Source organism: Candidatus Erwinia dacicola (genome assembly GCF_001756855.1).
Classification (GTDB): Bacteria; Pseudomonadota; Gammaproteobacteria; order Enterobacterales; family Enterobacteriaceae; genus Erwinia; species Erwinia dacicola.
Genome location: NZ_MAYS01000053.1, coordinates 1 through 5,415 on the forward strand (window position 1 = coordinate 1; position 5,415 = coordinate 5,415).

General features: G+C 56.8%; 5 protein-coding genes. All 5 read right to left on the reverse strand.

Features of this window, described 5'->3' with window-relative positions:
- Window positions 1–77: 77 nt before the first annotated feature.
- Window positions 78–683, reverse strand: a complete 606-nt coding sequence (gene cysC, locus BBW68_RS01220; protein ID WP_070133664.1) for an adenylyl-sulfate kinase — start codon at window positions 681–683, stop codon at window positions 78–80.
- 1 nt (window position 684) lies between these two features.
- Window positions 685–2,115 (reverse strand): sulfate adenylyltransferase subunit CysN, encoded by a 1,431-nt coding sequence (gene cysN, locus BBW68_RS01225; RefSeq protein ID WP_070133665.1) that lies wholly within the window; start codon window positions 2,113–2,115, stop codon window positions 685–687.
- Between the two features lie 9 nt (window positions 2,116–2,124).
- Window positions 2,125–3,033 carry a sulfate adenylyltransferase subunit CysD gene (gene cysD / locus BBW68_RS01230; RefSeq protein WP_070133666.1) on the reverse strand — a complete coding sequence of 303 codons (909 nt, stop codon included), beginning with the start codon at window positions 3,031–3,033 and terminating at the stop codon, window positions 2,125–2,127.
- A 9-nt stretch (window positions 3,034–3,042) separates the two neighbouring features.
- Window positions 3,043–4,458, reverse strand: a complete 1,416-nt coding sequence (cysG, locus tag BBW68_RS01235; protein WP_070133667.1) for a siroheme synthase CysG — start codon at window positions 4,456–4,458, stop codon at window positions 3,043–3,045.
- A 547-nt stretch (window positions 4,459–5,005) separates the two neighbouring features.
- A partial coding sequence (locus tag BBW68_RS01240) for an IS30 family transposase (RefSeq protein WP_148127489.1) occupies window positions 5,006–5,415 on the reverse strand: 410 nt, incomplete at its 5' end.

The following is a 5,415-nucleotide window of genomic DNA, read 5'->3' on the forward strand; positions in this document are numbered from 1 at the left end:
AGTAGATCACATAACGCTATACCTGTCTCGTTTTTCTGGAGATTCCTCAGCCCGCAAGGGCGTTGACCATAGCCATCTCAGGATTGGATGATATCTCGCTGACGCAGCAGATCTAATAACTGAACGGTTAATTGTGTTACCAATTGTTCGCCATTAAGATGAATATCTGCAGGCTCTGGTGCTTCATACACCGAGTCAATTCCGGTGAAGTTATGCAGCTCTCCGGCACGGGCTTTTTTGTATAACCCCTTCGGATCGCGCATTTTACAAATCACCAGCGGCGTGTCGACGAACACCTCGATAAAGCGCCCTTCCCCCAGCATGTCACGCACCATCTGACGCTCGGCGCGGTGCGGAGAGATAAACGCCGTCAGCAACAGCAGCCCGGCATCCACCATCAGATTTGCCACTTCACCGACGCGGCGGATATTCTCTTTGCGGTCATCATCGCTGAAGCCGAGATCACGACATAAGCCATGGCGTACGTTATCGCCGTCCAGCAGATAGGTGCTAACGCCGATATGGTGCAGCGCCTGCTCCAGCGCCCCGGCCACGGTAGATTTACCGGAGCCAGATAGCCCGGTAAACCACAGCACCACGCCCTTATGACCGTGCTGCGACTCGCGCTCCTCCCGGCTCACCGCATGGGCATGCCACACCACATTCTCATCATGCTGCGCCATATTACTTACCGCCCAGCAGGTCGTGGGCACTCCAGTGCGGGAAGTGGCGGCGCACCAGCGCGTTCAGCTCTAGCTCAAAGGCGCTGAAATCGCCGCTGTGCTGCGGCACGGCCTCTGCCAGCGGCTGGCGGATCATGCCCGCGCCAACGGTGACGTTGCTCAGGCGATCGATAAAGATCATCCCGCCAGTTACCAGGTTCTGCTGATAGGCGTCGAGCACCATTGGCTCATCGAAAATGACATCGACCAAGCCAATGCCGTTTAGCGGCAGCTGTTGGGCAACGTGCTGCGTCAGGTTATTGATCTCCACCTGATGCTGGATATTTTCGATGCGCACGCGGGTTTTTTTACCGGCGATTTTGATGTCAAAGCTCTGGCCCGGTGACAGCGGCTGTTCCGCCATCCACACCACGTCAACCGACGCGCCGCGTACCGGCTTGAGATCGGCATCGGCCGCCACCAGCAGATCGCCACGGCTGATATCGATTTCATCCTTCAGCACTAGGGTAATCGCTTGGCCAGCGGCCGCCTGCTCCAGATCGCCATCAAAGGTGACGATGCGCGCAATGGAAGATTCCACGCCGGACGGCAGCACTTTCACCCGCTGCCCCACCTGCACCAAGCCGGAAGCCAGCGTTCCGCCATAGCCGCGGAAGTCGAGGTTCGGACGGTTGACGTACTGCACTGGGAAGCGCATGGGCTGCTGCTCTACCACGCGCTGCACCTCAACGGTTTCCAGCACGTCCAGCAGCGTCGGGCCGCTGTACCAGTTCATCTGCGTACTGGCTGACGCCACGTTTTCGCCTTCCAGCGCCGACAGCGGGACAAAGCGGATATCAAGATTGGCCAGCAGCTGCGCCGCGAAATAGAGATAGTCCTGTTTGATCTGCTCAAACTTCTCCTGGCTGTAGTTCACTAGGTCCATTTTGTTGACTGCCACCACCAAGTGTTTGATGCCCAGCAGCGTCGAGATAAAGCTGTGGCGGCGCGTCTGATCCAGCATGCCTTTGCGCGCATCGATCAGCAGGATTGCTAGGTCGCAGGTTGAGGCACCGGTGGCCATGTTGCGCGTGTACTGCTCGTGGCCCGGGGTATCCGCAATGATAAATTTGCGCTTCTCGGTGGAGAAGTAGCGGTACGCCACGTCAATGGTGATGCCCTGCTCGCGCTCGGCCTGCAGGCCATCTACCAGTAGCGCAAGGTCAAGTTTCTCGCCCTGGGTGCCGTGACGCCTGCTGTCGTTATGCAGCGTGGAGAGCTGGTCTTCATAAATCTGGCGCGTATCGTGCAGCAGGCGCCCAATCAGCGTGCTTTTGCCATCGTCGACGCTGCCGCAGGTGAGAAAACGCAGCAGATTTTTGTGCTGCTGTGCGTGCAGCCAAGCTTCCACGCCGCCCTGATCGGCAATCTGTTGTGCAATGATAGTGTTCATTACGGCTCCTTAGAAATAACCCTGACGTTTCTTCAGCTCCATGGAGCCTGCCTGATCGCGGTCAATCATGCGCCCCTGGCGCTCGCTGGTGGTGGAGACCAGCATCTCTTCAATGATCGAAGGCAGTGTTTGCGCTTCTGACTCCACCGCCCCGGTAAGCGGCCAGCAGCCGAGGGTACGGAAACGCACCATGCGGTGCTCGATCACTTCTCCCAGCTGCAGGTCAATGCGATCATCATCGATCATGATCAGCATACCGTCGCGCTCCAGCACCGGGCGCTCGGCGGCCAGATAGAGCGGAACAATTTCAATGTTTTCTAAGAAGATGTACTGCCAGATATCTAGCTCGGTCCAGTTAGAGAGCGGGAACACGCGGATGCTTTCGCCTTTATTGATCTGGCCGTTGTAGTTGTGCCACAGCTCAGGACGTTGATTTTTTGGATCCCAGCGGTGGAAGCGGTCGCGGAAGGAGTAGATACGCTCTTTGGCGCGTGACTTCTCTTCGTCACGGCGCGCGCCGCCGAAGGCCGCATCAAAGCCGTACTTATCCAGCGCCTGCTTCAGCCCTTCGGTTTTCATGATGTCGGTATGCGTCGCGCTGCCGTGGACGAACGGGTTAATCCCCATCGCCATTCCTTCCGGGTTACGGTGCACCAGCAGCTCGGCACCGATGCTTTTCACCATGCGGTCGCGGAACTCGTACATCTCGCGGAATTTCCAGCCGGTATCAACGTGCAACAGGGGGAAAGGCAGCGTACCCGGGTAGAAGGCTTTACGCGCCAGATGCAGCATCACCGATGAGTCTTTACCGATGGAGTACATCATCACCGGGTTGCCGAACTCTGCCGCCACTTCGCGAATAATATGGATACTCTCCGCTTCCAGTTGACGCAGATGAGTGAGTCGTTTTTGATCCATAACTTTTCCTCAAGCCAAATTCACAACGGGGGACTCGCGACCATCCTGCTGCGCTGAATATTGAAACCACGCCAGCTGCTGATGCAGATTGACCACTTCACCAATCACTAACAGCGCCGGAGTTGGGGCGTTGCGTGCCAGTTCTTCAAGCTGTTGTAAGGTGCCGATCAGAACCTGCTGGTCCTGACGGGTGCCGCGGCTGATTACCGCCGCAGGCGTGTGCGGGTCGCGACCGTGGGCGATCAGCTGGCTGGAAATCTCACCGGCTTTCATTGTTCCCATATAGACCGCCAGCGTCTGACTGGCGCGGGCCAGCGAAGGCCAATCCATCCTCTCACCATCTGCACGGCAGTGGCCGGTAATAAACAGGGCGCTCTGTGCGTAATCGCGGTGCGTTAGCGGGATCCCGGCATAGGCGGTGGCACCCGCTGCTGCGGTGACACCCGGCACTACCTGGAAGGGAATGCCTGCGGCCATCGCAGCCTGCAATTCTTCGCCGCCGCGGCCAAAGATAAACGAATCACCGCCTTTGAGGCGCACCACGCGTTTACCCTGGCGCGCCAGCTTCACCAGCAGACGGTTGGTCTCTTCCTGCGATACGCTGTGCGCATTAGCACGTTTGCCTACGCAGATGCGATGGGCATCGCGGCGCATTAGGTCGAGCACATCATCGCTGACCAGATGGTCATACAGCACCACATCTGCCAGCTGCATCACCTGCAAACCACGCAGCGTCAGCAGACCGCTGTCGCCGGGACCCGCGCCGACGAGGATAATCTCGCCCTGAGACGCTTCCGAGGCGGTTAGCTGCTGGTCAAGCGTGCGCTTTGCCCCCTCGACGTTGCCGGAAGCCACTTGGTTGGCAAATAGGCCGTTAAACGCCTTTTCCCAAAAGCGGCGGCGATCCGATATCATGTTAAAACGTGCTTTAACCTTGCGGCGCCACTGCCCGGCTATTTTTGCCATCTGGCCGAGGTTGGCGGGCAGCAGAGCTTCCAGCTTCTCGCGCAGCAGGCGTGCCAGCACTGGTGCCGTGCCGCTGGAGGAGATCGCCACCACCAGCGGGTAGCGGTCAACAATAGAAGGAAAGATAAACGAGCACTTCGGCTGGTCATCCACCACGTTAGCCAGCAGATGGCGCTCTGTCGCATCGAGGAAAACCTGGCCGTTTAAATCGCCGTCGTCGGTTGCGGCGATCACCAAGAATACCCGGTCGAGCTGCGCGGCCTGATACTCTGTCGCCAGCCATTCAATGCTGCCGCTGGCCTCCAGCGCCGCCAGCTCTTCACACAGCCGTTGTGAGACCACCTGCACGCGTGCTCCGGCGCGGCGCAACAGTTCAATCTTGCGCGCAGCAACACCACTGCCTCCAACCACCAGCACCGGCTTCTGCCTGATATCAGCAAATAAAGGGAGATAATCCACGTGAACCCTGTCTTAAACACATTAAGTTAGAGGGACTATACGTCCCGGCCAGCAAGCTTATGAAATTACTAATTGGAATGAGTAGTTACTGAATGGAATAACGTCCTAGTAAAGCAGCGAACAAAATGTGCTTAACGGATGATATTTGAGGGCTTTCAGAGAGATTAAAATTATGTAACCTACTTCACAATTTCATACTAGCCCGGTAAATATTTTCGCACATCACGTCACGTGATGACGATTAAGGATCGCCAAATGTTCACTCTCCTGCGTCTGGGAGCGCTGTTCTGCTGCGGCCTCAGTTTGCCAGCCCATGCAGCAAGCCTTAAGGGCGACTGCATAGCAGAATAGCAGTTACGTCACATCACCACCTATTTTCCCGGCCGCATGGCGGGCAGCCCGGCAGAGATGCTAACCACCGACTATATTGCAGCATCAGTTCAGCCAGCTGGTTACCACAGCGACCAGCGCCGTTTTAATACCCGCTATCAGTATCAATACTAGGACGGGCATCAGGTGTGGGCGGATTCAAGTTCGAAGTGCAACGCTAAGCCGCCTGTTTTAGCTCTACAAAGACCACTGAAGGTTGCCGGAACCCAAGGCATTTCCGTGGCCTGCTATTCAGTGCTCCCTGGTACTTGCGGAGCTCGTCATCCGTCACTGCCGTCAGGTCAGTTCCTTTCGGGATAAACTGCCTCAACAACCCATTGGTGTTCTCCTTTAGCCCGCGCTGCCACGAGGCATATGGATGAGCGAAGTAGGTTTCCGCTTCCAACGCGTCAGCGACTTCCTTGTGCCGGGTAAACTCCCTGCCGTTGTCGAACGTGATTGTGTGACAGACGTCCTTATAGCCACTCAGCATCGAGATAATAGCGGCGGCAACTTCGGCAGAGTCTTTAGAAAAAACCTTCTTCGTCAGATAAATACGGCTTTTACGTTCGACCAGCGTAACGATGG